The following is a 26,601-nucleotide window of genomic DNA, read 5'->3' on the forward strand; positions in this document are numbered from 1 at the left end:
CAGGCATTCATTGAAAGCTATAACCAAGATTGGTTGATCGAGAAGTTGGGATTCCGCAGTCCCGCTCAGGCGCGCCGTGACCGCGCTCAAGCAGAGGCTGCGTAAGGAATTCTTGTGTCCAAAGAACCGGGTGCGATACATCGGACTAGAATTGTTATCCACGATTCACTGGGTTATCTGCAAAGAGCACGCTACGACTCCTGAAGAAGTTGTGCGCAGGACTTATGACTGGAATGACAGGAAAAGGCAGTTCACTGAACGTCAGATCGCACTTGCGGTGGATAGATTGGCACGGATGGGTTGGATCGGCTCCTCAAGCAACTGAGGCTAATATCGGCACCAAAAGAATCCGTTGTCGCCGGCTCACAAATACACCCCCCTGCAGCATCCGTGATAATGATATAGAATCCGCCAGATGAGGACTGAAGCTGACGCCTGCCTGCGCAGGGATCTAAGATACGTCTACGGCGACGGGGTCACCTACAGCTTGATGCTGGGGCTGGGGGAGACCTATGTGCCGGCCTTCGCCCTAGCCATCGGCATGAGCGAGGTCGCGGCCGGATGGATCGTCGCCATTCCGATGCTGGCCGGCGCCCTGCTGCAGCTCGTCTCGCCGCTGGCCGTGCGGCGCCTGCGATCACACAAGCGCTGGGTCGTCATCTGCGCCTCACTGCAGGCGGCGAGCTTCCTCGGCTTTTTCATCGCCGCCGTCGCCGGCCGGATTCCCGACGCGCTGCTTTTCCTGATCGCCGCGCTCTACTGGGGCACCAACCTCGGGGCGGGGCCGGCCTGGAACACCTGGGTGGAAACGCTGGTGCCGAGGACGATCCGGGCGCGCTACTTCGCGGTGCGCGGGCGGAGCTGCCAGGCGGCGGCCCTGCTGGGAACGGTGGGAGCGGGGCTGGCGTTGCATCTGGGGGCCTCGATTGAACTGACGGTCTTCGCGGTCTTGTTCGCGCTGGCCGGATTGAGCCGGGGCGCGTCGACCTGGTTTCTGGCGCGGCAGAGCGAGCCGTATCCGATGCCGCATCATCAGCGGGATGTGCGCCTCGCTGATCTCATCCGCCGGATGCGGCATGGCGCCGACGGCCGGCTGCTGGTCTACCTGCTGGCCCTGCAAACCGCCGTGCAGATCGCGGGGCCCTTCTTCACGCCGTATATGCTCGGGGAGCTGCACTTCTCGTATCTGCGCTTCCTGACCATTGTCGCCACGGCCTTCATCGCCAAGATGGCTGCCTATCCGTATATGGGAAACCTGGCGCGCCGCTGGGGGAGCCAGAAGCTGCTGCTTGTCTGCGGCGCGGGCATTGTTCCGCTCTCCGCGCTTTGGATCTTTTCGCACAATCTCGTCTATCTGCTGTGCGTGCAGGTCGTGGGCGGGATCATCTGGAGCGGTTATGAGCTAGCCGTCTTCCTGCTCTTCTTCGAGCGCATCGATCATTCCGAGCGGACCAGTCTCCTCACCCTTTTCAATCTCACCAACGCCGCCGCCCTTGTCGGCGGAGCCTTGATCGGCGGATTGTTGCTCGGCGCGCTCGGCAGCACGGCCGCGGCCTATCACAAGATCTTCGGCCTGTCGGGGATCGCGCGGATTTTGACGCTGGTGCTGTTGATGCGCCTGCGGGTTTCGGGGCCGCTGGTATCCGCCGCATCGATCCCGGCGCGCACCGTCGCGCTGCGGCCGAACACGGGCGCGCTGCAGCATCCGCTGGTGGGTGGGATGGGGGGTGATGAGGATGCGGAGATAGACTGAGCAGCCATGGCAGCACCTGCCAACCTGAAAATCTAACGCATCGTTCACTTTGTCGCTCCGTTCTCGCTCTTCGTGGGATGATTTTCCCAAATTTTGTCCAACTTCCTCTCCCAAGAATATTTCCCCTCAAGCGACACGGAGGCTTGGCCGTGCGTACCCACTGAAGGACGACAGCCGCAGCTTGGGTTTCCAGCATGGAGATTTATCGGTTGGGGCGCGATCCGCGTAATTTTCGCGTAATGCACCTTTGCCATCATTGCTTTGTATCCTGAGGCGAATCCGGTGAGGCCGAGGGAGATTGGTGGCCAATTCACAATGCTGCCGGGAGCGTTGTTGGATAATGCATCAACATGCGTTGAATAGGAGGAGATCCATGAAACTCTGCCTGGGGTTACTGTTTTTGATGATTTTGGTATCCGCGCCTCACGTGACCGGGCTGATCGGTCCAGACGAGGCCGCAGTCAGGAGCGCGGGGGCGGACGAGGCCTGGTGGCGGACCGTGTGCGCGAACATCGAGCGGGAGGAATATCACGCGTCGGTGAACGCCGCGGGGCTTCAGGCTCCGAACCGGTCGCAGAACCTGAGGACATACTTTCATAACGATCGGATTGAGCTCGTGCCGCGAATGGGGGAGAGCGAACCGGCTTGGCGATTCAGCTGGCGATCGACGCACTGGGGCCGGGCGGATCGACCCGTGGAGGTGTCATCGGAGATGGTCGAGCCGCAGGCGAACGGAACGCGAGTGATCTATCGGCGTCAAGGGCTCGACGAGTGGTACGAAAACGGAAAACAGGGTCTGGAACAGGGTTTCACAATTCATGCACGTCCCGGCGGGAATGGCGACCTCGTGATCCGCGGGGAGTGGGGCGGGAACCTCCACGCCGCTCCCGCGGCCGAGGACGGCGCGATTGACTTTCTCGACGAGAACAGCGCGCGGGCACTGCGTTACGGAGGATTGCATGTGACGGATGCGGCCGGCGCCACGCTGCCCTCGCGGCTTGTCCATTCGGGGCGCCAGCTCGCGATTCTGATCACCGATGAGGAGGCGGACTATCCGCTGACCGTGGATCCTCTGCTCTCGACCCCGTCCTGGACGGCGGAGGGAAACCAGGCGAGCTGTCGTTTCGGCTATTCGGTCGGGACGGCCGGCGATGTGAACGGCGACGGCTACTCGGATGTGATCGTCGGCGCCTACGGATACGACAACGGCCAGATCAATGAGGGGCGGGCGTTTGTCTATCACGGATCCGCCGGCGGTCTGGCCACGAGCCCGGCGTGGATGGGGGAAAGCAACCAGCAGAGCGCTGCATTTGCGGAACATGTAGGAACGGCCGGCGACGTGAACGGCGACGGCTACGGGGATGTCATTATCGGCGCGGCTCCCTACGACAACGGCCAAACCGATGAGGGGCGGGCGTTTGTCTATCACGGATCGGCTGGCGGTCTGGCCACGAGCCCGGCATGGACTGGGGAGAGCAACCAAGAAAACGCCCGCTACGGCACCTCTATCGGGACAGCTGGGGATGTCAATGGAGACGGGTATGGGGACATCATCGTCGGCGCTCCTTGGTACGCCAATGGGCAGAACACGGAGGGACGGGCCTATGTGTACCATGGCTCTCCTGGGGGTCTCGCCGCGAGCGCGGCGTGGATGGGGGAGTACAACCAGGCGGCCGCCCATTTCGGCATGTCGGTCGGGACGGCCGGCGATGTGAACGGTGACGGCTATGCGGACGTTATCGTCGGCGCCCCTTTGTACGAGAACGGCCAGGGCGATGAGGGAAGGGTATTCGTGTACCATGGCTCTTCGGCAGGTTTGGCCGCGAGTCCGGCGTGGACGGCGGAGAGCGACCAGGCGGGCGCGCAGTGCGGCTTCTCCGTCGGGACCGCCGGCGATGTGAACGGTGACGGTTACGCGGATGTCATCGTCAGTGCCGTCTTCTACAACAACGGCCAAGTTGCGGAAGGACGCGCGTATGTTTACCACGGCTCCTTGGAGGGCCTGACCGCGAACGCGGCATGGACAGCTGAGAGCGACCAGACGGGTGCGCATTTCGGCAACTCTGTGGGAACGGCCGGTGATGTGAATGGAGACGGATATGCCGATGTCATCGTCGGCGCCGACTCCTACGACAACGGCCAGACCGATGAGGGGCGGGCGTACGTGTACTGCGGATCGTCTGGGGGCTTGGCCGCAGGCGCAGTGTGGACGGCGGAAGGTGACCAGGCGACGGCGCTTTACGGCCAATCTGTCGGAACGGCCGGTGATGTGAACGGTGATGGCTACTCCGACGTCATCGTTGGTGCCGTCTTCTACGATAGCGACCTAAGCGACGAGGGGCGTGCGTACGTTTACCACGGATCGGCCGGGGGCCTTGCCGCGAATGCAGGGTGGACGGCCGAGAGTGACCATGCCGGCGCCTCCTTCGGTCGTTCTGTCGCAACAGCCGGCGATGTAAACGGTGATGGTTACTCGGATGTGATTGTCGGCGCGGAATGGTTCGACAACGGCGAGGAGAACGAGGGGCGCGCCTATGTCTACCACGGATTGCCGGGAGGCCTCGCCACAAGCGCGTCTTGGACGGCGGATGGTGATCAGGCCGGCGCGTTTCTAGGCTGCTCCGTCGGTACGGCCGGCGATGTGAACGGTGATGGTTACGCGGATGTGATTGTCGGCGCGAAAGGCTATGACAACGGCGAGGAGGACGAGGGTCGCGCCACCGTTTACAACGGATCGCTGGATGGCCTGGCCGCGAGCGCCGCGTGGATGGCGGATGGCGGCCAAGCCGGCGCGCTTCTGGGTTGCTCCGTCGGTACGGCCGGCGACGTCAACGGTGACGGCTTTGCGGATGTCCTCATCGGCGCGGAAGGTTATGACAACGGCGAGGAGAACGAGGGTCGCGTCTACCTGTACCGCGGAACACAGGCTGGTCTTGTCGCCGGCGTGTCGTGGATGGCGGAAGGGGAACAGGTGAACGCCTCTTTCGGCCATTCTGTCGCAACGGCCGGCGATGTGAACGGTGACGGTTACTCGGATATCATTGTCGGTGCTGAGTTGTACGATAACGGCGAGGTCGACGAGGGCCGCGCCTATGTATACCACGGCTCCTTCAGTGGACCTTCCGCCAGCGCCGCATGGACGGCGGAGAGCGACCAGGCGGATGCGCGCCTTGGCAGTTCCGCCGGTACCGCCGGCGACGTGAACGGCGACGGCTACTCTGACGTCATCATCGGCGCGGCCGGCTACGACAACGGCCAGACCGACGAGGGGCGTGCGTTTGTATACCATGGTTCCGCCGGGGGCCTCGGTATGGCTCCCGCATGGATGGCTGAGAGCGACCAGGACTATGCGTCTTTCGGCAGCTCGGTCGGTACGGCCGGTGATGTGAATGGTGACGGCTACTCCGACGTCATCGTCGGCAGCTGCGGTTATGACAACGGCCAAACCGACGAGGGGCGTGCATACGTATACCACGGTTCATCCGCTGGATTGGCCGCAATCGCCGCATGGATCGCGGAGAGCGACCAGGCGGATGCTCGCTTCGCCCTGACAGTCGGTACGGCCGGCGATGTGAACGGCGACGGCTACTCGGACGTCATCATCGGCGCCGAAGGCTACGACAACGGTGAGACGGACGAGGGGCGGGTTTTTGTCTACTATGGGAATTCAGGCGGCGGCCTCGAACGGATCGCGCGCCAGGCCAGGCCCGACGACTCCGCGCCGATCTGTATCCTTGGTTTATCATTATCAGACGCGTCGGTGCTGCTGAAGGCGCTCGGTCGAACACCCGCCGGGCGCGGCATGGTCTGCCTGCAGGTCGAGATCAAGCCCTTCGGCACACCCTTTGACGGCGCCGGTCTTTTGACCGGTCCGTTAACCGACACAGGAACCCCGAGCGGCGCGGGGAGCGTGATACCTCTCTCGGAGCTTGCGAGCGGGTTGACGTCATCGACTCTCTACCACTGGCGCGTGCGAACCATGTCGAGGTCGCCGTTCTTTCCCCGATCGCCGTGGTTGTCGCTGCCGGATAACAATTCGGCCGAGGCGGACGTGAGGATCGGGGTGGTCTCCTCGGTGGAGACGGATATGAACCCGGCGGCGGTTCTCTGGATGGGGCCGGGCGCGCCGAATCCGTTCGGGGCTGCGACCGAGATCACCTATACATTATCCGAGCGCGGGCGGGTGCGGTTGTCGATTTACGAAGCGTCGGGCCGTGTGGTTTTGGATCTTGTTGATGAGGAGCTCGAGGTCGGCCGCCATACGGCGCGATGGAACGGATGCAACGACGAGGGCGCCCGGGTTTCAGCAGGCGTGTACTTCGCGCGGCTCTCGTTCGGCGGCCGGGTCGCGGCGAGAAAGATCGTGCTAAGTCGATAGGATTAGCGGATCGGCTTGTTTTTGCTCTTGGACGGGAGGGTTGTGAAACTGGCGGCCCTCCCGTCTCCCGTAGCGTGACTGAAGCGGGGCGGACCCAATCGGGTCAAAGGTTGCCGACCCGCTTACCGAAGGATGCCCCAGTGGATGTGACCACCCTGTCCTTGCGGGAGCTGGCCGCTGGAAGATTCACGGCATTGCTGTAATGCACATTTGCTCGTGATGCTTTTAACGTGGTCAATCTGCTTCAGGCTAACCCCGGCCTGCCGGAGGATTCCGGCTTCCGCCTGGCTTTTGTTTGCTCCATGGCGGAAGGCCCAATTGGAACGCTATTCTTACAAAAAGCCTTACAACAAGACTTGAATTTACCGCCCAGACTGATATGATCTCACCGGATTCCTGAAAACCCCAGTGATTGTGCGAAATAAACAAATTTTATGTGAAATGAACTGAAGGGGGGGGTATGAGGCGCGGCACCTACATTCTCAACCTGTTGGTACCCGTGTTTATCTTGCTCTCGATTCCATCGCCTCGGGTCCACGGCCAGAGTGCAACCATCGCCGTATCACAATTCATCACTCCAGACGCCAGATCGCAGGGGATGGGACGGGCTTTCACCGCCATCGCAGAAGGGCCATCCGCCAACTGGTGGAATCCGGGAGCTCTGGGAATAAGCCGATCCTTTTATTTCAGTCCTTGGTCCGCTGCCCGGCTGGTTCCGGATCTGGCGGATGATGTTTGGATGCGGACTTTCGGCCTAACGGGTCACTACCGTGGGATTGGACTCGGCGCCCACGTAGCCTACCTCTCCTATGGTGAATCGCCCATCGTTGACGGGTACGGTCATGCAGTTGGTTCCTTCGATTCATGGGAAGTTGTGGCCTTGTTGGGCGCGGGAATCGATGTGATCCAACTGATGAACCCAGAGCAGAAGAATATTCGCTGGGGGATTGGTGGAAATTTGAAGTATTTCGATCTAGACCTCGCGCCCGCTGGCGCAGGGGGGGTGGAGGGGCCGGCCACCTGCAGTACATGGGACATGGATCTGGGTACTCTAATGGTGCTACGGCTACCTCTGGATGTGGGGGCGGATGGGAATCAATCGAGATCGTCAGCGGGAACGCCGCCCTCATTCATCGGAATCCGAGGCGGATACATGCTGAAGAATGTTCTAGACCACACGCTCAAATTCCCTTCAGAGGATATGCGTTATCCGTTGATGCGCTTCGACCGGCTCGGTTTGGCTTTTGAATTGGGATTTATGCATATGCCGCCATTGGGCTACTTGATTCGTTGGAATGTTCTTACTCTCGATTGGGAGAATGTCTACTTCGACGGGAGTTACTACAATAGAGCAATCGACTACAGGGGCACCGAGTTGACTATCTTGGGTATTTTCACGGTAAGACATGGATATATAGACGATAAAGAGGGGGAAGTCACGGATGACACGTGGGGTCTGGGCTTTGGAGTTGACCGCTCAACGGAAAAATTCTCCCGCATCGGCGGAAGATTCGACTACGCCAGCGTTCCCCAGGCTGAGGGTTTGGATCGTGTTTCACATTACACCCTATCATTTTGGATTGGATTCCAGTAATTTGCATACCACCCACCAACCAAACCACCATCGTTCACTTTCCGGTGGATGAGGTTGCCTAATGATGACGAGACCAATCCTGGCCCTAATTTTGATTCCAGTTCTGGTATCTCCCTGTTTATCAGCAAACAGCCGCCTTACACCACCCGACCTCCTCAATCCGCCCGATGGACAAGATTGCATTGGCGATTGGACTCCGTTGGTTTGGGGGCCCGTGGATGGGGCGTTGGGCTACGAGGTTCAGTTCGGAGAGGGATGTGGGGCAGGGCAGGTTTATACCGCGAGCGCGCCGCCATTTTCCGCCGTGTTTCTGGAGGCCGGGAAGGTCTATTCATGGCGTGTGCGGGTGCAAGGTGACAATGGCGACTGGAGCCCGTTCTCGGATTGTTTCGAATTCATGACCCAACCCCAAACGCCGGCCCCCACCCTGTTGCAACCGCCGGATCATTCCTCCTGTTTGCCCGCCGAGCTCACCCTCGATTGGGCGGATGTCGAGGGCGCCGTTGGCTATCGCGTACAAATCGGATGGGAGTGCGGTGCAGGGTCAGAGACGGTGGTCAATAGCTCGCGGCTTCCCGTGGCCGGACTAACGCCGGGCGTTGGCCATTGGTGGCATGTGCAGGCAAAGAATGAATGCGGATATTGGGGAGACTATTCCGACTGTTTTCTATTTTCGACGGACTCAGATGCGCCTTCGCCGCCGGCTCTTGCTTCTCCGGAGGATAGAGCACTCATCTGTCAATCTTGGGCTGGGCTCTATTGGGCGGCAGCCCAGCGTGCCGTCCAATATCGACTGCAGATCGGTACCGAATGTGGAAGCGGTGCAGAATACATCACGAATGAGGGGTGGTTTCCGTATACGAATTTAGATTCTGGGGAAACCTACTATTGGCGGTTATGCGCTCGCAGCCTCTGCAGTGACTGGGGGGAGTATTCGGAGTGCCGCTCCTTCATTGCCAGTCCGGCGGCGCTGGCGGCACCGCATCTCTGTTCCCCGGAGAGCGGATCGATTTGTGTTCCCGTCTCAGGCGTTCTAGAATGGCTGCCGGTCACGGGCGCGACCTCCTATGTCGTACAGCTTGATCCAGAATGTGGCGGCGGAGAACAGGTTGAGGTTACCTCTTCTCAATTTGCCTATGAGGGACTTGATCCAGGCGTCAATTATCACTGGCGGGTGAAAGCTCTGAACGAGTGCGAGACTCCCGGTGCATTTTCAGCTTGTGATGTCTTTATGACGGATGTCCAAGATATCGATCCGCCGGTACTGCTGAGTCCGGCGGATGGAGCCGGTTCAATGGGGACGTCTTGGGTTTTGAGCTGGGAGCCGGTGGAGCATGCTAGCGGGTACCGCATTCAGATCGGGAAGGCCTGCGGTCAGGGGGAGGAGGTCCAGATTTCGGGGACCGAGTACAAGTACCGGTTCTTGGAGCCGTCGACGACCTACTACTGGCGTGTCTGCGCCCTGACGCCCTGCGGCAACGTGGGAGACTATTCCGGCTGCTTCACATTTGCGACAACCTCGGATCCGAAGGGCATCCTCAACATTAGCGAACTGGGACCGAATCCGGTCTGTAATGACCTGAAGTTAGAGGTGTACTCGGGCGCGGTTCAAAATCTCGGCGTCTACGTCTATGACACGACCGGCCGGCTTGTGCGCGTCGTAGCACACGGCCTTTTCGACGGCGGGCCGCATCGGTTTACCTGGGATCGGTGCCATGATAACGGTGAGGAGCTGCCCAGCGGGGTCTATTTTGTCGTTGCCAGGGCAGGGAAGGCGCAGGTGGGGAGGCGGGTGGTGTTGCTGCGGTGATGGCATCAGGCCGGTTATTCGCAGGAAGATGAGCAGTCTTTGACCTCTGGGCAAAAGGCTCTATAATTCAAGGTCCAGAACGGACCGGCGGACCAGGGGCCATTGATTGGAGCGGAATAGGGCACAGTAGAAGGCCATGCGGATGAAACTCTTTAAAGAGCAGGAAATTGAGCGGGCCAAGGTCGAACGCATCAGAATTGAGATTCTGCGCCGGATGACTCCCCAGCGGCGCCTCGAAATCGCCCTCGGCATGAACCGCGCCGCCTGGGCGTTAAAAGAAGCCTGGCTGCGAGAAATCCATCCCGAATGGGATGAAGATCAGATCCAAAAGGCGGTCCGGGAGGCTTTCTTATATGCGCAATGTTGAAGATCTGCTGCTGATTCCCAATCGTCTCAATGATGCTCACAATGAGTGGCGGAAATTTATCGATAAGACCTCCTAGATTTGGATGGGACATGAAATTACTAAGCTTTGACATTGAGATCTCGGATATCTTCGAGCTGCAGAGGCATGAAGATATGGAGAAGTATGCGCCCTTTCACATTTCGGTGGCGGCGACGGCGATAATGGGCGGTGAGGAAAGGATCTGGTATTCGAAGGATGGGGAGGGGCGCCCGGCGCTGAATCTGACGCGGGAACGGGCGCATGAGCTGCTCGAGTATCTCGATGAGATGCAGCAAAAGGAGTTCATGGTCTGCGCCTGGAATGGCCTGAGCTTCGATCTGAAATGGATCGGGCATCAAGCCGAGGACATGGCCCTTGCCGCGCGGATCGCCCTGAAGAGTTATGATCCCATGTTCCAGTTTTTCAACCTGGCCGGTTTTCCGGTGGGGCTGGCGAAAGTGGCCGAGGGGATGAACATTGCACAAGAGAAACTCATGGACGGCGCCGACGCGCCCAAGCGATGGCGCGCGGGACATCATCAGGAGGTGATGGACTACTGCCTCGGTGATTGCCAAATGACCAACCTCATCGTTCAGGCGATCGTGGAGGCTCGGCAGATCCGATGGGTGACGAGCCGGGGTGACGTCAGTTCCAAGCCGATGCCGCGGCTCAAATCGGTCGAGGAGGTTATTCAAGATCCGGAGCCCGATCAATCCTGGATGTCTCAGCCGATTCCGAAGGCAAAGTTCTATGAGTGGATTCCGTAGCCGGTGATCGGTGCCGGCGTTCCGTCTCAGATCAAGTTGTGTTTTTGTTGAAGGTAGGCATAAGTAATATTAGAAACCTCGCGGATCACATTACCTCTGCTTTTAATCCAACGGGTTAGGTTGTTCGTTCTCGTTCTCTTTTCAATGATCCCGATCAATGAATAGGGATATTCTTTGCCGTTCCTTCCTTTTGCGATGAGAACACCCATGTTTCCGCAAAGGCGCGCCGTTGTTCCGGTTTTATCGTAGACATGGGTGCCGATAGGAACCTTTCGGGCGCCGGTGTATATCCGGTCCTTGTTCGGCAGCAGCATTAATCTTTTCAGCTCGGTAGAGTACGGAAAGCTATTCTGCCAGAGGGCAAAGAGAAATCGGCTGTAATCATGGGCTGAGGCCATGTTCCTGTACGTGGATCCTTCGGCGGGGATGCGTTCCACTATTCTCGTTTGCTGGAATATGCCGGGCGCTTTTGCTTTAAGAATGGCTTCCGTTTCCTGGGGACCACGCCCGCGGCCCTTGTTGCTGAGAATATCGAGCACCTGATTGGTCGCGCTGTTGTTGCTGTGCTGAATCATATTCCGCATTCTATTTTGCATCCTTGAATTATACGGATAGCGTTTCCGGTCCTCGCTCGCTTTGTAGAAGTAGGCCAAAGCGACAAAAGGCTTGATCATGCTCGCCGCCTGCCGGGGGACATCTTCATTAATCGAGACGAGTTTCTTGGACTTCGTGAAGTCATAGATCGACCAGGATGTTTCCTCGTCGCTGGTGATGGCCGATCGGGCCCGCTGCTTTTTTATGTAACTCTCAATTTGGTATTCGAGATCTGCATCGGTATGCCCTTGGCCGAAGACATCAGAAATAGAACAGAGGGAAAGCGCCAGAGCCGGCGGCACGATCGCCAGGAACTCCAAAAAAGTCCGGCGGGGGAGAGTGCTTGCTGGAGTGATATTCTTCGAGTTGTCAGGAGCTGACATGCCGATGTCCCGTTCTGGTTCCAAAAATTCATACCGATGAAGTGGGAATGGATTCCTCATCTCCTGATTATGTCCGCTATTCCTGTCAGAATAAATCAAAGAATTCCAGCAATAGAAATTTGTTCAGCCGCTCGGTATTCTTTGACCTCAGGACGAGAACTTCCATATTCTAGTGGTTGTAACGGAAGAAATAATTCGACGGAAGGAAGGGTCCGAACTTCGATCGATAGGCCACTGTAGACGCTCATGAATCGTAGTAGAAACTCCACGCGATTTTTCCCGCCTTTGGCCCCATCGGGGCCGCCATCATGCTCCTGATACTATCAAGCGGGCCGGGCCGCTCCAGCGAGGTGGTCTCAGATGGCCAGCGCGCTGAGATCGCGGCCGTCATGAATGCCCTGGCCGCCAATGGACAGTTCTCGGGGACGGTGCTCGTGTCGGTGGGAGGTGAGCCGATCACTACTTTGCTTGTCTATCAATTGGAGGAACCCGGCAAGCTGACTCTCGAAGACAAGTTGTCCGACTGGCTGCAGGAATTCCCAACAAAAAATATGGCTACTTCCTGCTGGGTTTGATCATTGAACGCGCCGGCGGCGCCAGCTATGCCGAACAGCTTCAGGATCGGATTTGCGCACCGGCCGGCATGACGCATACGCGGGGCGACGATAACGATGCGTTCCGGCGCCTACATGCAGTCGCAAATAATCCCAACTCATGTTATAATCTTCAAATGTGCGTTGTTTATGAAGTCACTGCACTTTAGGTCTATTGGGCATGCATTTCGTTTTGACAGCGATGGAGGTTTTATCGATCATCTGACCGAGTTTATTCAGATTAGACCCGACAAAACGGTTCTCGACCTGCTGAATGAAGTCTATTTCATGGTCAGCAGCGAGGTTTTGGCATTAACTTATTTGAGGGATTGGATGATTCGCGACGCTTCTACCGGTCAGAATGTGGTGGTCTACGAGGTCGCCGATCGCATTCCGGCCCACCATGTCTTTTCACCCGGTTCGAAATGGGAGGTGATTCCTTTAGACTCGCCCTATGTTCCTGAGACGCCGCAGTCGGAACCCGATAGCTAGCTAGTATGCCAAATTTAAACGGAACCAGATGATGAACTCCACTTCTTCCGTCTACGTCACGACCAATGGCTGCCCTGAGAATCGTATCGACTCTGCCAGGTTGGTCGAGTTCTTCAAGCGGAACGGATGGATTATCACAGACAATCTTCAGCAGGCGGATTTTATCTTTTTCAATGCCTGTGGACTCACCCAAGAGGCTGAGGAATACTCCATAAAAATAATCAAGTATTTGCAGGACAAGAAAAGGCCATCCGCGGAGCTGTTTGTATGGGGCTGTCTGCCCAAGATCAACGAAAGCCGGGTCCGTGAGGTTTACCAGGGAATCACCTTTGGTTCGGATGACTTGACAAAACTTGACGAATTGTTTGCCTGTGAAACAAAGGCAAAAGAACTCCAGGCCAATTTCCTGGTCCCCGGATTCCGCTTTGATGAGGAGAGCGGCCATCGAAGGGCATCCAAGGGCAGAGGGGTCTTAATAGAGACCCTCAAATTTATAAAAAAGCACTCTCTCGGTTCGATGCGACTCAAACTTGCCGGCGCGGTCAATGTCTATGGGCCGGGGATCTTTCCTATAAAGGTATCTACGGGCTGCCTCAACGCCTGTTCCTATTGCGGCGTGAAGCTCAGCCGTGGAAATGTGAAGAGCAAATCCATCGACAGCATCATGGAAGAGGCCGAAAAGGGACTCGACTCCAACTATAGGGAATTTGGACTCATAGGAACAGATGTGGGGGCCTATGGCAGAGATTTAGGAATGGATCTTCTCGTCCTCCTCAGAGAATTGGTCAAATTGCCGGGCGATTTCAAGATGAGATTACGCAACATTAATCCGCGGTTCCTCATCATGATGATGCCCGGGCTGAAGGAGATTTTGCGAACGGGAAAGATATCCTATATCGGAACGGCGGCGGAATCAGGGAGTGACAGGATTTTAGGGCTGATGAATAGGGGCTACAGAATCAGCGAATACAAAGAAGCTGTTCGCCAACTGAACCGTGAATTTCCTGAGATCCTCATCCGGACACAATTGATGGTGGGATTTCCGACTGAGTCAGATCGTGATTTTAAAGAGACCTGTAGCTTGCTGGATGATCTGCGCTTTGACTATGTAGAAGTGTACCGGTTTCAGAGACGGCCCGGGACACGGGCGGCGTTAATGGATGGAGAAATTGACAGAGAAACCATGAAGAGAAGGTTCCATCGGCTGCAGATTAAATCCCAGGTAACTGGATTAATAAGAAAAAGGCAGATTATTGGTGAATTTAAGAAAAGGTTAATAATGCCACCCGCTAATGATATGCTCTGATGCAATATGATAAGTGTATCCTGCTGGATTAGGAATGGAACATGAGAATAACGACCGCGGGCCTCGTAAACACTCCCTTTGATCAGCCCATCACCTATCACTACCTGCCCGCGTATGGTTACAGCGCATACATTTCTGGGATGGGGCCGGTTCTGAAAATCGAGACCGATGACTCACTCGATCAGTCGGCTTCTGATACGGTCCTGCAATTTAAGATCAGCGAGATCGGCTATTCCACATCCACCAGCTGGAAGAACGGCCTTCTGGGCCTGGACGTGTTCCCGGAACTCCCCGAAGGCCTCGATGTCTATCTCGAACGCCTCACAACCCCGACCCGCGCCACGCTAGAACTCCAATCCGTCAATAAAACCTTCGTTAAACTCCCCATCACCCTTATCCCATGCTGGCATTGGCCGCACAGCCGCGAGGCGAGAATCTCCGTGGCGGCGCATGTGCTGCCCGGGGAGGAGATGATCCAGCGCATCGCAAATGCGGCATCCGCCACATACACAAAAAAGACGGGATCCTCGCCACTCTCAGATCTTATCGGCGCCGGCAAGCCGGACGCCGCTCGCACAAGCATGAAAGCCGTCTACGACTGGCTCATTGAAAACACATCGATCGCCTACGACGCGCCGCGGCCGGTCTTCGATGAATGGTGCAAGGCGAGCTATCAGGAGATCCGTCCGCCGCACCGGCTGATCACTCATCCGTGGGAGTTGCAAGGGGCCGCGAATTGCCTCGACATGACAGTGTTTCTCGCATCCGTCCTTGAAGCGCTGGGGCTGAAGCCGCTGGTATTCTTCACCGGCGGCATCGAAGAGGCGCCGAACCACGGCTTCCTCGGATGCTGGCGTGAGCGCACGCATCGCTTCCGGCCGATTCTCACCGGCCATCGCGCTTTGAAAGAGAGGGTGGAGCGGGGCGAGATTCTCGTGCTGGAATCGACGGGTGTCTGCCAGGGGCCGCGCCGCCTCGATTTTGAGGCGGCACAAAAGAGGTCGCAGGATTTCTTTAACAAGACGGATGAGATTCACGCCGTTGACATCGCCGCCGCGCGGCCGCCGTACGGCGCGGTGCGACCCATGCTGATTCCTGACGAACCGGTGGTGCGGCAGGCTTATGGGCAGGCGCGGGATTTGGCGGATGAGTTTGCGCTGAAACATGGGGAGACGATCCACATCCTGTACGGTCTCTGCGCGGCGAAGGGGGAGATCACGAGCTGGCTTATGGCATCGTGCGGCAGCTCGGCGGAAAACGTGCGGGAGATCATCGCGAGACATTTGCCACGGGGCAAGAGTGGGGGTAAAGGAGCGGTTTCCCGTAAAGACACGCGCAATGCCGAGATCTGCCGCAACACGGCGCGCTCCAATGCGCGCATCGCGGGGAGCTCCGTCGTGCGCGAGTCGGATCTGCTCTGGGCGATCCTCGAAAATCCCAGCCGCAATGTGGGGCGGATTCTTGAAGCGGCGGGATGCCCGCACCTGGTGGCGATTGAGACATTGCACCGGCGCTTCCGGCGTCCGGGCGAGATGACCGAGTCGCGGACACTGCGGTCGGCCACGGACCTGGGCCGTGAGTCGGAGCAGGATCCGGGCCCTGAGGCGGATCAGGAGGAGCGTCGATGATGAAATCCGGTCCGCATTGCCCCGGTCGGTTATGCCGTCGCAATTGGGGCCGGCCTCAAATTCAAACCCCGGGATCTGTATTTTGTGGTGCGCTGTTTTTGTTCTCTGTTTCAGGTGACACCGCCGCGACCTCATCCCACGTCTGTACAAGTTGACCGACAAACAGGCTCGAATTCTTTACAAAAAAGACGGTACGAAGTGGTTCAGAAAATTCCTCCAAATATGTCGCATATTTAATAATATCTTTGTCGTTTTCCGGAGGGTCCAATCCTAGAAAGACGATATCGGCCTCGGCGCTTTTCTCGCTGATGATTTCTTTAATGGTCCTGTCCTTTTCGGCAATCATTACCTGTACTTCCGCCACGATCCGAATAGCGGGGATGAGGGATTCAAGGTAATGTTCGGTATTCGCCTTCATATGCTCATTTGAAGCCACGCTGAGAATCACGATTTGCGAGCTGCGCCACTCCGGATTGCGTGTAATGAGATGCGCCAGCAACAGCATGAGATCGCTGTTGTGCTTTAGACCGCCCCACCAAACATGAATAATGCGTTCTTCATTTTCCCGCGGAATGAGGCCGGGCTGAATCCGACCGATAATGACCGACTTGCCGAGTTTCTCGAGTCGGTTGACGACACGCAGAAAATCGACCCTTTTCTCCGGATTCCGTGACCAGCCCAGCAGAATGGTATTGCTGTTGAGGCCGGCGATGCCATTCGCCTGCGAAACATCAGTGATTCCGGAAATGACATCGGGAACAATGTCCACTTCACCGAATGCGACAAGACGCTCGCGTTTTAGAGTTCGACTGATCTTTTCTTCTTTTTCGCGGAAGTCAATCTTTTCCATGATGAGATCGCCGACGACAAGCTCGCAAACGGTGACCACGCCGCGGCCCTGGCTGAACCAGGTGCCGAAGCGGATAAGATCGAGGTGCCGTTCGGCGCTGTCGACAAAGGCCAAGACATGCGGCCTCCAATTGCGGGCGGTCATCGGGCGGCGGGAAAGACGTACGAGCGACCAGCGGATGAGGGCTTCATAAATGTCCCGCCTCACGTCACCCCATCCGGCTTGACGTTCGCGGCGGGCCAAGAAGGCCCAGAGGAGAATTTCAATAATAATCGCCGCGACGGCGGCCTTGGCATTGATAAGGAACATCACGGCAAAGCAGCCTACCGCGCCAAGGAGGCAAAAAGCCCAATGAACGTGCAGACGCGGGCGCCATGAAGGATCGCCCGAAATCGATTCAACGGCGGCGACAAGGTTCACCATCCCATAGACGGTCAGAAAGAACATCGTCACGACGGGAGCGACCGCGTTGAGATCGCCGAGCATGACCGCGGCAAGCGCGATGATGATCGATACGATAAGTCCAACAATCGGCTCGGACCCTCCTTTGGATCCTCGTCCGAGAAATGACAAGACCAATCCGTCGGAAGCCATGGCCTGCAAGGTGCGGGGAGCGCCGAGTATTGAGCCGACGGCGGATGAAAATATGGCGCCCCACAAACCGGGAAGAATCAGGATAGCGCCCAAGGGGGCTATTTTCGTCCAGATCAGGGGCTCCTGCCGCAGGGCTTCAAACGATGCGCCTTTGATCAATATGAAAGGGATCAACAAATAGACGATGAATCCGACCAAGGTTGCGCCGATGGCGCCGCGCGGAATCGATTTAATGGGATCTCTGAGATCGCCGGAAAGTCCCAAACCGGCCATAATGCCGGTCACCGCCGGGAAGAATACGGCGAAGACGACCCAGAAATCAGAGCGAGGCGCCGGCAGATCGCTCACCGCGGTCACGCCGGGTCCGAAAAGGACTCCGAACACCAAGGCGCCGAGGGATAGGGCGATGAAAAAAAGGATCGGCGTCTGCACGCTTAGGGCCAAGCGCGCCCCGCGGTAGGCCAGAGCTCCGACGGCGATCACGATAACAAATGCGGCTGGTTGAACAGGAACGTCGGGCCAAAGAATCCGCATCGATTCGGCCAAACCAAAGGCGTAAAGCGTCACGGAGAATACTTGTGAGAGGAAGAGGGGAAGTCCGATGGCGCCGCCGAATTCCAGGCCGAGGCTTCTGGATATAATGTAATAGGCGCCGCCGCCGCCCAATCGGATATTGGTCGCAATGGCGGAAAATGACAATGTTGTTATGAGTGTAATACCGTTGGCGAGGGCGACGATGATGAGGGTTTTGACAAGACCTACCTGTCCCGTCACCCAGCCGAATCGAAGATACATGATCACGCCGAGAATAGTGAGAATTGTCGGCGTGAAGACTCCCAGGAAAGTGCCTAATTTCCCGTCGCTCGGAACCTGGTTTTTTTTGCTTCTTCCAAACATACACATCTCCCCAAACACTGTTTAGAGCAGACTAAATAGGCTGAGGCTGGAATTGCAAGCATGGCAGACTGCCAACTGAAGATTATTGCCGAATTTCGCCGCACGGCCTGGGAATTCAGCCTGGCGGCGGGATGAAATTCAGGTAAACTTGTCGGGGATCAGGCATCTTTAATCGGACGGGCCCGGCCGGCAAGATTTATCGGTGCGGGAATGATCGGCCGGCCATTCCAATGAAGTGAGGAATAATCCAAGCGTGAGCGCCGAGCAGCAACAAAGGGAAGCAGCATTGGTTGCGCAGGTTTTGGCCGGAGACGCATCCGCCTTTGAAACATTGTTGGAGCCAATCGAACCGGCGTTGCGATCGTTTTTGCAGGGGCAGCTGAGAACCCGGTCCGATGTCTCGGTCGACGAGGCGTTGCAGGAAGTCCGAATATATTTGTATAGGCGCCTCGACCGGTTCAATCCTGAATACCCCCTGCGCGTTTTCGCCATCGGGCTCGCCAAGAATGTGGTCAAGCGATTCCTTCACCGCAAGAGTGACTTGGCGCCGCAGTATAATTCCGAGAACTCGGCGTTATACGGAAGCAGCTATCCTCAGGGGGAACTCAGTCTGCTGGAGCTGCAGGATCATCCCCTTTCCCTCGCCGAGATCATGGGGAAGGGGCGGTTCGACCCCTTCGGCGCCGCCGGAAGCGGCCGGGCGGGTGACCATCCGCCCATATCCCGCACCTTCCTGGAGCTCTTTGCGATCTTCCTGCGCTACGGCGGCTATCCGCATCAGCAGATTTCGTTTGGGTACAGCATTCTCCTATGGGGGAAGCCGAAGCGGGAAGCGGCGGGTCCTGCGAAGGCGGCCGGCGCGTTGGCCGGGAAGGCCCCCGTGACCGGCGATCCCGACCGCGTCGTGCGCGAGGTCGGTCCGCTGGAGCTGAGCGCCGCCGCGGATGAGATGCTGGAGGAGATCACGCGGGTGCAGAGGCTCGATGCCGACTATGTACAACAGGTCCGCCGTCCGCTTGATCGGCGTCTTGTCCTTAAAGGGGGCGAGCTTTTCGAGAAAGACAAGACGTCGTTGAAGCTTTTCACGCATCTCATCGAGCGCGTCATCGCCGGGTCGGCGCTGCGGGAGTATTTCGGCAAGGATCAGCGGCGCTCGGTGGCCGACTGGACCTGGTCGCTGAAGGAGCGGGTCAAGAAGGCCTATCTGCATCCGTCGTCCCGCAAGCGGAGCCCGCTTCCATTTACGGAGTAAGCCACGAGAACTCCGCTCCGGGGGGCGTAGAAGGGTATGAGGACTCACGGATGACACCGGCGCAAAGGAGGCGAAATGTTGCATCCTGAGCAGGAGCGCCTCACGGCGTTTGTGGCCGGGGAGCTCGGCGACGAAGAGGCGATGACCATCTACGCCCATCTCGCCCAATGCGATCCCTGCACCCAGCGTTTCCTCGCCCTCCGGAAGATCCACTGCGACTTCGACAATTCATGGGATGACTTTCTCGCCGAGTTCCAGCTGCGACTGGAAGCATTTGCCGCCGAATCTCAGGCGGATGGGTCATATGCCCCAGCCGTGGTGATTCGCGGGTTTCTGAACGGCTCCAGGCGGCTGGCCACGGCGGCGATGGTTCGAGTCGCGGAAAAATTCGCGGATGTGACGGATGCCGGCCGTGTGCTCGAGGCTGTTTTCGTGCCGACCTATACCGGGGTCGGCGACGCTAAAACCGATCCCGACGCGCGCCGGCTGGCCGAGGAGGCCTCCGAGAAATGCGGTCAGGCCGATGACAAGGAGGCGCTGAAGAAACTGGCGAAAATCTCCGAGACCGACCCGATCGTCAGCGAGACGGCCAAGCTCGATCTAATCTCAGGCGAGAATGTTGTAGGGGAGGTGATCGTTCAATCCCGGAGCCGGCTGGTGTCGGTGCTGGTTTATCCCGCTCTGCTGGGGACTTCACAGGCCACCGCCGTGCTGCGGCTGCTGGATGCTGCGGTTGATGGCGCGGGCGCGCCACGCCGGCTGCGGCTGGAGGCCGTCGAAGGCGCGGCCTACTGGCTCGCCGAATTCGAGAATGTGCCGGATGGGCCGTTTTCAGTCGGATTGGAGATAGCGCGGCCGACGAGCTAACTTAATTTTCACCCAGGTACTCCTCGCCGCACAGAGTCATCCGGCGGATGACACCTTTTGCGCTGACTTCACGACATCATTTCACCATCACCAATCGCGTGCTCCGAGACAGGCTGGGAGTCTCGACCCGAACAAAGTAAATACCCGACGGCGCCAAGTGCCCCGCGTCTGCTCTGCCATCCCATTGAAGTCTTTGACGAGCCAGCAAGGGACCGTCATAGAGCCGCCGGACGATCCGTCCCGCGGCATCATAAATTGCAACCGTCGCCGGCTCTGCGGATTCGATCCCCAATGCCAGCGAGAACTGTCCTGTGGCCGGATTGGGCCAGCAAATGATCGCGCGGGGTTCAAGCGATTCCGGTAAATCCTCGATGCCGGCCGCGGGGCCCGCGATCGAGTCGGGGGGAGCGTTGCCATTGACGCCTCCGCCGTTGATGAGCTCGAATCCCATGCGACGCAGCTGCGAGTACTCGATCCACCCGAGTTCATGATCGCCGCAAGCGTCGAACCAAATGTAGCCGGGATTGATGTCGGTAGTGTGAAAGCTTATTTCCAAAATCGAATGCGCTCCGCCATTTAGAGGCGAAGTGATGACGGCCGAGCCATCTCCTAGGCTTAGGCCCATCACATACCAGATGTCATCGATGGCGATATTCCACGTCGCCCAGATGCAGGCGGTTATCCCCGCGAGGCCCGCGCAATTCTCGACAACCGCGTATCCTTCGGTTGGGACGAAGGGATCGATGTCGATCCGATCGATATCCTCATTGGGATCTGCGCTGAAGTTCACCCTGATCTTACCCCCGAAACCGGCGTCGACGACGCCGCAGGTTTCACAGGGTTCGACGGGACCATGCTGATGATATGATTGCATAAAAATGAAGGCATCCTGAGCGGTAACCTCACCGTCGCCGTTATAATCGCCGCTGGGATCATATAGCGGGGATTGGAAGGCCTCGACGAAGAGGATGTAATCAATGAGGTCGACCCAGCAATCGTGATTCATTTCGGTGAATCCGGTCTCGAAGTAGGCATCGTAACCGCAGAATTCGCAGCTATCGAAATCCCAGACATAGTCGCCGCAGTAAAGCTCGGCCCCGCAGGCGACGGGCCGGGCGCCGATCAAGTCGCAATCATTATTGGGAGGGGAGAAGGGTGCGCATGGGGAGTCCAAGCGTAAGGTGAGATCCCGATTTCCCGGATCGCAAAAGCGGGGATTCATCCAGATATTATCGTTTGCATTCTGCTGGTTCGCGAGACAGCCAACCCAATCGCCGCCCGCATTGCCGAAAAGATCGCAACAGGCCAAGCTGGGATCGGCGTCGACATCGCATCCGACGGCTTCTCCATGATCCGAGAAAGCGATAATACAGTTGTTGAGCACAGGGGCGGAGACAGTCCAGCAGGCGATGCCGGCCCCCATACTTGGCGCGCTGTTTTGGAAGAAGGTGCAATTGTCCAATGTCGGCGAAGAGTCGAAACAGAGCAAGCCGCCGCCACCATAGGGACTGGTAGCGGCATTGCCGGAAAAGGTGCAGAATGTAATATCGGCATCGCTATTGTCCCTGAGTTCAATTCCGCCCGCCCAGTAGGCCGTATTGTCACTGAGTTCGCATTCAAAAAGGGTGGGGGTCGAAGCTTCGCAATAGATCCCGCCTCCGCCATACATTTCCGTGACGGTGTTCGACAGAATTCGGCAGTCGGTGAAGCTGGGGGATCCACCTTCGATTCGCACGCCGCCGGCGCCATCGGGAGCCGTGTTGTTTTGGATAACGGACGCACTCACCGCGATGTCGGAATCAAAGCAATAGATCGCCCCGCCTTCCGCGGCGGCTTCGTTGTATTTCATGACACAATTGCTGATGACGGGAGAAGAACCCTCGCAGAAGATAGCGCCGCCGTTTCCATAGGGCCAGGGATCGTGTGCGGCGTATCCATTCTCTATGGTGATCCCCTGTAGAACTGACGAAGATCCTTCTCCCGAGTGGAAGAAAAATCCCCGATGGGCATCGGTGTACGTCCCCTCACAATTTATTACGCAAAGAGACGGATCATCGCTCAGGGATCGCACCGTGATCGCTTTGCCCAGGTAATCGAGATCGCGGTTTCCATCGCCGCGGTAAGTGCCGTCAATGAGTTCGATGACGTCGCCCTCCGCGGCAAAATCGATCGCATCCTGAATCGTGGCAAAGTCGCCCGTGCCATGCGGGTCGATATACCACGTGTAGGCCGCCGCAGGGCTGAACATTGTACAAAGTAAACCACTATAAATGAGTGTGATTATCAAAGCGTGAAGTCGGGCGTGGTGATTCATCTTCTTGCCCTCCTGTCATGATTTTGATACTGGGTCCGTGGATATTTATGAACTGGAGCAGAAAGAATAATGTCTTCATCTCCGATGCGGGGGAAAGATAACACAATCTGCAGGGACTATCAACAAGTCATTTTTTAACCGGCCAATCTACCGGCGGGCAATCACCTAAGGGATTAATGTTACAGCGCAAACAATAAGCATCCCCCCGGTCTCCTAGGGACCGGGGGGATTATGTGGGGCTACGTTAAAGCGGAGAGCGGGCCGCTTCCAACCTCGCGATGAACTTATGGATCTCTATTTCAAATACATCACTTTCTCCTGAACTCGCCCTCCGCCGAATTCGAGGCTCATAAAGTAGGCGCCGGCGGCCACCGGTTCGTTCGCTTGGTTCCGTCCATCCCAGGGTATTTGGTGGACGCCGGCAGATCGTTGATCATTGACCAGTGTTCTCACGACACGACCGGCCGAGTCATAGATCCGCAGTGTGACTTCCTGCGGTTGCACAAGCTGATACTGCACCTGCGTGCGTCCCGTAAAGGGATTCGGCGCGCAATGCAGGCTGATCACCGTGACGAGAGCGGGGAGGGGCTCCACGGCATCCGTCGTTGGTTCGACGATCGTGTAGACCTGATTGATCGTGACATCCTCCAACTCACTGATGGCGCCGCTGGGCCAGTAGACACGCACCAAATCGATCGTCTCGACATCGCTTAAGCCAAACGCCGCTTTGATTGAGCTCTGGCCACGCGAACCGGTACCCGCCTGGACTTCGCGGATCTGAGTGCCGCGGCCGGTTGTCACCTCAATCCGCGCACCGATGCCGAAGCGGTTGGATTGGGTTCCGACGAGCTTGTAGAGCACCCAGCCTTCCTCTTCCGTCAGCGTATTCACAAGGAAACTGTTGTCTTCGCCAACCTGGTTGCTGACCGTGAAAATATCCAAGTCTCCATCACCGTCGATATCACCCATCGGACCAGAGACAATCGACGACTCTCTTGGACCTTCTTCCGGAATGTAGGTGAGGCCGTCGCTGAACCAAACAATAGGCTTCGGCATCCCTTCGGCATAAGTCACGAGATCGAGGTGGCCGTTTTGATCGAGATCTCCCGTGTCGACACTCACCATATAGAAGATATCGGCGACCGACTGCGGCGTGACATCCTCGAAGGCCCCGTCGCCTGAGCCGTAGAGCAGCTTGCTGCCCCCGTCGTAGTTGCAGAAGAAGAGATCGAGGTGTTGGTCATTGTTGAAATCACCCCAAACGACAGCCCGGGTTTCTCCGGTGTCTCCCAGCAGTCCGGAAGTCACGTCGGTGAAGGTCAAATCGCCGTTATTGCGGAGCAGCATGTTGGCCTGGCCACTGACGCCGAGATAGAGGTCTGGATCTCCATCATTGTCATAGTCACCGAAGGCGGCGCAGGTAGTGGGCAGTGCGGGGAAATCATACCCCAAGATCGAATGTATAATCTCCTCGAACTCCGCGCCGTCTTGAAGGTATAGGCCGTCCACGGTGCCGTGATTCGCCAGGAAGAGATCGAGATCGCCGTCGAGATCGATATCAGCCCATGCCGCCGTGCGGCCGGGACCGTCATTTTCAATCACAGGCATCGAAACGGGCTCGAATCCCGATCCGGTGTTTCTGATCAGCTTGTTGGACGAATTGCTATTGACCAGATAACAATCCAGCAGCCCGTCATTATCATAATCGGCCCAGGCGGAGGAGAAGGTCACGTCACCCGCTGCCGACAGCCACTGGGCGTCATCAAGGTCGAAGTTATAATCGCCTAGATTCTCGAACAGCAGGTTCGCGCTGCCCGCATTGCAGATGAAGAGATCCTCAAGCCCGTCGTTGTTGTAATCGATCCAGCTTGAAGAACCTCCCGAATCATCGGTGCACAACCAAGGGCAAACAGAAGAGCTGCAGGCGTCCGCCAGATTGAAAAACAAGCCCACATCTTCCATCCCGGAATAGGGGGATGTCTGCGATTCCGGTTCTGGAGGGGCATCGGGGCCCCGGGTTGTTTCCGTCGCATAAACGTTGGATGTGTAGCGAAGAGGGGCTCCCTGCACCAACCATGTTGTTTCGCTGGTCAGCACATGATCGTGCCCGTAGTAGAGACCACAGCTGTCTTCCGTATCGTAAAAGACCTGAATGCGTGTCGAAACATTTGGTGGATGGGGATATCCGATCGTTCCCGAAACGACGCCAATAAGTTCGCCGCTTGTGATCAGGATCGCATTGTAAGCAGCGCCTACGTTCGGCGCCGGCAGATCATCGTTTCCTTCGTTGAGAAGTTTAATTTGCTCTTCATGTGAAGCAAGATTGGAGCAGATCCGGTTTGTCAGAATCCGGTTTTGAACCGGATTGGCGGGATCTGTGCCCTGCCCCGCAACAATGACGCCCGGTCCTGCATTGTACATGATTGTGTTCCCGGCGCCGTCTATATCTGCCCAGTCGCCGATATCATTGTTTATCATGTATCCGCCAACACGAATTCCAGAACTCCCGTTCCCCATAACGTCGCCGTTTTCGTTTGTTCCGATGAAGTTGCCGACGATATAGTTGCCGCCCTGCTGTGAACTAGATGCAGCGTTGATGCCATAATTGCTATTATTCACAATGATGTTCTCTTCATCCTCAAAGAGTCCACCGATTGTATTATTGCTCGATGAGAGTTTAATGCCCGACTGGCCATTGCCCAGATCAGCGGTCATTGCGGAGTCGGTACCGATCTTGTTGCCGTAGATTGTCTGATTGCCCGCGGTTATTGCGACGCCAATCCCATGGGCATTATTAAATCCGACGACATTGTGATGGATCGTGTTTCCGCCGGCGTCCGATTCAAGAACAATTCCATCCTCAGCGTTTCCGAAAACACCGTTAAATTCATCGGTCCCGATATAATTGCCTCCGAGATTGTTGAAACTCGTGCCGGTACCGGTGAATTTAACGCCATAGCCGCTATTAGCCGAAATCGTATTATGCCAGGCAGCGTTATGGTCGGCGCCATTTTCAAAAGAAAGACCGGCGAAAGACGATCCATTGGGGCAGTTGTACATAATAACATTGTCCGGGCCGATTGTGTTGTGGGCGGTCTCTATATAGATCCCGTGATCGCCATTAGGCATTGGATCGCCGGACTCCAGTACGCCGACAAAATTTCCAGCAATCGAGTCATTGTCAGATTGCTGCCATAGGCTAATCCCATGATGAACATTGCCATTAATAATATTATCCAGGATGTCATTGTCGTGGCTGGAGCCCTCGCAGCGAATCCCGTCAATTAGATTTCCTGCGGGGGAGACGTTGGAATCCATTCCGACATGGTTTTTGAAAATCAGGCAATTAAAGACATCATTGCCGCTGGTGTTGAAGAAGATGCCGTTTTCCTGATTATTATAAATGCGGTTTCCATTGATGGAATCATCTTCAACGGGCCCGGTTTCATCTGCAAGGAAATGGATGCCGTTGTTTCCATTGTTGTAGATGTAATTTCGTTCTCCATCGGCGTCTACACCTATAACATTGTATTTGGGTCCCGAATGGACAAAGATACCATCTGCAGAGTTGTTATAAATATCGCAGTTTCGGATAATGTTCCAATTGGTATCCTGTCCACCCATATCAATGCCAATATTATTGCTATTCAAGACAACCCTTTCGCATCCTTCAAAACCCGGCTGCCCGATTTCATTATTGTGATAGCCCGGATGTATAAAGATTCCCGCTTGATCAAAGAGCATGATTCGTAGACCGGTAATGACGCAGAAGTTTGCCGCGAGCTGGAGACCAGGACAGGCGGCCGTTCCTATTCCAAGCAGCGTTACTCGCGGCGGATCGCCGGGATCGCAAGCAACCGGGCCGCTCGAATTCTCTTCGCCCCGTATTTCAGTTTCATTGACCGTCATAGCGGGTAGTGGTGAGGTAAGGGTGATCCCTCCTTCAACATCGAAAACGATCTTGTGTGGTGTGCCGACGTGGCTGCTGGCCTGGATCAAGCACTCGCGCAGCGTTCCGGGGCCGGAATCGGCCAGATCGGTCACTGTGAAGATATCCGCCTGAGCCCCTGTCTGGAGTAAGACGGCCATTATCACAAGGACGACCAAGGTGCAGATTGAACGAAGTGACAACATGGTACACCTC

The 26,601-nt window shown here is 56.9% G+C and carries 17 protein-coding genes; 13 read left to right on the plus strand and 4 right to left on the minus strand.

What is annotated here, in order from left to right; translation table 11 throughout:
* The first annotated feature begins 415 nt into the window (after nucleotides 1-415).
* The 6 genes from KJ970_16770 to KJ970_16795 all read left to right on the plus strand — a co-directional run bounded on the left by KJ970_16770 (nucleotide 416) and on the right by KJ970_16795 (nucleotide 10,687).
* Complete coding sequence (locus tag KJ970_16770; GenBank protein ID MBU2692569.1) at nucleotides 416-1,753, plus strand: MFS transporter; 1,338 nt, start codon at nucleotides 416-418, stop codon at nucleotides 1,751-1,753.
* Between the two features lie 373 nt (nucleotides 1,754-2,126).
* Nucleotides 2,127-6,131 carry an FG-GAP repeat protein gene (locus tag KJ970_16775; GenBank protein ID MBU2692570.1) on the plus strand — a complete coding sequence of 1,335 codons (4,005 nt, stop codon included), beginning with the start codon at nucleotides 2,127-2,129 and terminating at the stop codon, nucleotides 6,129-6,131.
* A gap of 460 nt (nucleotides 6,132-6,591) precedes the next feature.
* Nucleotides 6,592-7,725 carry a hypothetical protein gene (locus tag KJ970_16780; GenBank protein ID MBU2692571.1) on the plus strand — a complete coding sequence of 378 codons (1,134 nt, stop codon included), beginning with the start codon at nucleotides 6,592-6,594 and terminating at the stop codon, nucleotides 7,723-7,725.
* Nucleotides 7,726-7,786: 61 nt separating this feature from the next.
* A complete protein-coding gene (locus tag KJ970_16785) occupies nucleotides 7,787-9,535 on the plus strand; it encodes a hypothetical protein (protein MBU2692572.1) in 1,749 nt (582 codons plus the stop codon).
* A 142-nt stretch (nucleotides 9,536-9,677) separates the two neighbouring features.
* Entirely contained in the window at nucleotides 9,678-9,902 is a 225-nt protein-coding gene (locus KJ970_16790; protein MBU2692573.1) for a hypothetical protein, read from the plus strand.
* Nucleotides 9,903-9,991: 89 nt separating this feature from the next.
* Nucleotides 9,992-10,687, plus strand: a complete 696-nt coding sequence (locus KJ970_16795) for a ribonuclease H-like domain-containing protein (GenBank protein MBU2692574.1) — start codon at nucleotides 9,992-9,994, stop codon at nucleotides 10,685-10,687.
* A 26-nt stretch (nucleotides 10,688-10,713) separates the two neighbouring features.
* Here the strand turns inward: KJ970_16795 and KJ970_16800 are convergent, their stop codons facing one another.
* Complete coding sequence (locus tag KJ970_16800) at nucleotides 10,714-11,688, minus strand: class A beta-lactamase-related serine hydrolase (GenBank protein MBU2692575.1); 975 nt, start codon at nucleotides 11,686-11,688, stop codon at nucleotides 10,714-10,716.
* Between the two features lie 284 nt (nucleotides 11,689-11,972).
* Here KJ970_16800 and KJ970_16805 point away from each other — a divergent pair, with 284 nt between their 5' ends.
* Genes KJ970_16805 through KJ970_16825 form a run of 5 tightly spaced genes read left to right on the plus strand, consistent with a single transcriptional unit; the run spans nucleotide 11,973 to nucleotide 15,683 of the window.
* On the plus strand, nucleotides 11,973-12,239 hold the full coding sequence (locus KJ970_16805) for a hypothetical protein (protein MBU2692576.1): 267 nt from the start codon (nucleotides 11,973-11,975) through the stop codon (nucleotides 12,237-12,239).
* Entirely contained in the window at nucleotides 12,143-12,427 is a 285-nt protein-coding gene (locus tag KJ970_16810) for a serine hydrolase (protein ID MBU2692577.1), read from the plus strand. The genes KJ970_16805 and KJ970_16810 overlap by 97 nt, the downstream gene beginning before the upstream one ends.
* The gene (locus KJ970_16815) at nucleotides 12,408-12,749 is read left to right on the plus strand and encodes a hypothetical protein (GenBank protein MBU2692578.1); all 342 of its coding nucleotides are present in this window, start codon (nucleotides 12,408-12,410) and stop codon (nucleotides 12,747-12,749) included. Before KJ970_16810 ends, KJ970_16815 begins: the two co-directional genes overlap by 20 nt.
* A gap of 28 nt (nucleotides 12,750-12,777) precedes the next feature.
* On the plus strand, nucleotides 12,778-14,055 hold the full coding sequence (locus tag KJ970_16820) for a radical SAM protein (GenBank protein ID MBU2692579.1): 1,278 nt from the start codon (nucleotides 12,778-12,780) through the stop codon (nucleotides 14,053-14,055).
* A gap of 41 nt (nucleotides 14,056-14,096) precedes the next feature.
* Nucleotides 14,097-15,683, plus strand: coding sequence for a hypothetical protein (locus KJ970_16825; GenBank protein MBU2692580.1), 1,587 nt, complete (start codon nucleotides 14,097-14,099; stop codon nucleotides 15,681-15,683).
* Between the two features lie 61 nt (nucleotides 15,684-15,744).
* On the opposite strand, the gene KJ970_16830 is transcribed toward KJ970_16825, so the two are convergent.
* Nucleotides 15,745-18,024: a Na-K-Cl cotransporter gene (locus KJ970_16830; protein MBU2692581.1), complete on the minus strand. Its 2,280-nt coding sequence runs from the start codon at nucleotides 18,022-18,024 to the stop codon at nucleotides 15,745-15,747.
* 253 nt (nucleotides 18,025-18,277) lie between these two features.
* Between KJ970_16830 and KJ970_16835 the strand changes: the two genes are divergently transcribed.
* Entirely contained in the window at nucleotides 18,278-19,276 is a 999-nt protein-coding gene (locus KJ970_16835) for a hypothetical protein (protein MBU2692582.1), read from the plus strand.
* Between the two features lie 75 nt (nucleotides 19,277-19,351).
* Nucleotides 19,352-20,143, plus strand: coding sequence for a zf-HC2 domain-containing protein (locus KJ970_16840; protein ID MBU2692583.1), 792 nt, complete (start codon nucleotides 19,352-19,354; stop codon nucleotides 20,141-20,143).
* A gap of 76 nt (nucleotides 20,144-20,219) precedes the next feature.
* Here KJ970_16840 and KJ970_16845 read toward each other — a convergent pair whose 3' ends face one another.
* Both KJ970_16845 and KJ970_16850 read right to left on the minus strand, forming a co-directional pair.
* The gene (locus KJ970_16845; GenBank protein ID MBU2692584.1) at nucleotides 20,220-22,457 is read right to left on the minus strand and encodes a right-handed parallel beta-helix repeat-containing protein; all 2,238 of its coding nucleotides are present in this window, start codon (nucleotides 22,455-22,457) and stop codon (nucleotides 20,220-20,222) included.
* Nucleotides 22,458-22,751: 294 nt separating this feature from the next.
* Nucleotides 22,752-26,591 (minus strand): VCBS repeat-containing protein, encoded by a 3,840-nt coding sequence (locus tag KJ970_16850; protein ID MBU2692585.1) that lies wholly within the window; start codon nucleotides 26,589-26,591, stop codon nucleotides 22,752-22,754.
* Nucleotides 26,592-26,601: the final 10 nt, after the last annotated feature.

The organism is Candidatus Eisenbacteria bacterium, from assembly GCA_018831195.1.
Lineage (GTDB): Bacteria > Eisenbacteria > RBG-16-71-46 > CAIMUX01 > JAHJDP01 > JAHJDP01.